The sequence below is a fragment of the Streptomyces sp. Isolate_45 genome (genome assembly GCF_024721315.2).
Classification (GTDB): domain Bacteria; phylum Actinomycetota; class Actinomycetes; order Streptomycetales; family Streptomycetaceae; genus Streptomyces.
Genome location: NZ_JANFAK020000341.1, coordinates 1 through 2,148, shown reverse-complemented (window position 1 = coordinate 2,148; position 2,148 = coordinate 1). Strand labels below are relative to the sequence as shown.

1 protein-coding gene is annotated in these 2,148 nt (G+C 75.7%); it reads right to left on the bottom strand.

Translation table 11 applies throughout. The annotated features are described in order from the left end of the window. A partial coding sequence (locus tag NOD94_RS40880) for a condensation domain-containing protein (RefSeq protein ID WP_281211312.1) occupies positions 1-1,968 on the bottom strand: 1,968 nt, incomplete at its 3' end. Between the last annotated feature and the right edge of the window lie 180 nt (positions 1,969-2,148).

Below are 2,148 nucleotides of genomic sequence, written 5' to 3'. Positions count from 1 at the left end.
GCCGGAGGTGAAGATGACGTAGGCGGGGTGGCGGGGCAGGAGCGGGGTGGTCCGGTCCGCGTCCGACAACGGACCGGTGCGCTGAGCCGCGAGGAGTTCAGCCGCTTCCCGGGAGTCCACCAGGAGCCGCTCGACGTCCGGGTCCGACGGGAGGAAGGTTGCCGACAGGGTGTCGGTAAGAATCAGTGCCGGGGCGGCCGTCCGCGTCATGTGGCCGAGGCGTTCGGCGGGCAGACCGAGGTCCAGCGGGAGGTAGGCGCCGCCCGCGCGGACGACGGCGTGCAGGGCCACGAGCAGCTCGAACGAACGGGGCAGGGCGACCGCGACCACGGTCTCCGGGCCGACGCCCCGGCCGATCAGCAGTCGGGCGAGGCGGTCGACGCGTTCCTCGAAGGCGGGCCGGGACAGCTCCACCCCCTCGAAGACGAGGGCCGGGCCGGCAGCGCCGAGCACGCCGTCGGCGACGAGGTCGGCGAGGGTGGCGGGGCCGGTCAGGGGGACGGCCGTGTCGTTCCAGCGGTGCAGCACCAGCTCGCGTTCCTCGGCGGACAGCACCTCCAGCTCCGCCACCGGACGGTCCGGAGCGGCCACCGCGGCATCGAGCAACCGCACCAGACGCGCGGTCATCGCCTCGACGGTCTCCGCGTCGAACAGATCCGTCGCGTACCGGATCCCGCAGGTCATGCCCGCACTCCCGGCCGCGGCACGCCGGAACAGGATCTCCAGGTCGAACTTGGCGGCGCCGGCCGCGACCGGGACCTCCTCGGCCGTCAGCCCCTCGAACAGGGAGACGGAGCCGCGCCCCGCGCCCTCGTACGCCACCAGGGTCTGGAACAGCGGGTGCCGCGACAGCGACCGCTCCGGGTTGACCGCCTCCACGACCGCCTCGAAGGGGAGGTCGGCGTGGTCCAGGGCCGCCGTGGCGGCCGAGGCCGTGCGCAGCAGCAGCTCGCGGAAGGTCGGCGTCCCGGACAGGTCGGCGCGCAGGACCACCGTGTTGACGAAGAACCCGACGAGCGGGTCGAGGGACTCCTCGCCGCGTCCCGCGACGGGACTGCCGAGCGGGACGTCCTCGCCGGCGCCCAGTCGGTGCAGCAGGGCGGCCACCGCGGCCGACACCACGGCGAACGCCGTCGTGCCCGTCGAGGCGGCGAGGGCGTCGAGACCGGAGACCAGTTCGGCGGGCAGTTCGGCCGTGACCGTCCGCCCCGCGTACGTGGGCTCCGCCGGCCGGGGCCGGTCCGTGGCCAGGGGCAGTTCCTGGGGCAGGCCCGCCAGGGCCGTGCTCCAGTACCGCGCCTGGCGGTGCGCCAGGGAGCCCTCCCGCGCGGCGTCGCCCAGCAGCTCGCGCTGCCACAGCGCGTAGTCCGCGTACTGCACCGGCAGGACCGCGAACCGCGGTTCCGCACCGGCCGACCGGGCCGCGTAGGCCTCGGCGAGGTCCGTCAGCAGCGGGCCCGTCGACCACTCGTCCCCGGCGATGTGGTGCATCAGCAGGAGCAGCGTCCACTCCTCCGGGCCCGCCTCCAACAGCGTCGCCCGCAGGGGGAGTTCGGTCGCGAGGTCGAACGGGCGGGCCGTCTCGTGCTCGATCCGGGCCGCGTGCCCGGAAGCCGGCACCCGCTCCACGGCGAAGGGCACCTCGGCGTTTCCGACGGGCAGGATCCGCTGGTACGGGCCCTGCGCGTCCTCCGCGTACACGGTGCGCAGCGCCTCGTGCCGGGCCACCACGTCCCGTACGGCGCAGGCCAGTGCGGCGGGGTCCAGGGCGCCGCGCAGCCGCAGCGCGAGCGGGATGTTGTAGGTGGCGGACGGGCCGTCCAGGCGGTGCAGGAACCACAGGCGGGCCTGCGCGTACGACAGGGGCAGCCGCCGCGGCCGCGCGCCACCCACCGGGGCGGGGCGACCGGCCCCGCCGCGGTCGGCGAGCCGGGTGGCCAGCCGCGCGACGGTCCGGGCCTCGAACACGTCGCGGACCGAGCACTCCGTGCCCGTGGCGCGGGGCCGCGCCGCCCCCCCGGCGGCCCCCCCCCCCCCCCCCCCGGGGCCCCCCCGGCGGGTGGAAGCGGGGGGGGCGGCCGCATTTTTTTCGGTTCTGACACAAGGAAAAGAAAACTGTGCTCAGGGCGCCGGGTCGTGACGCAAATT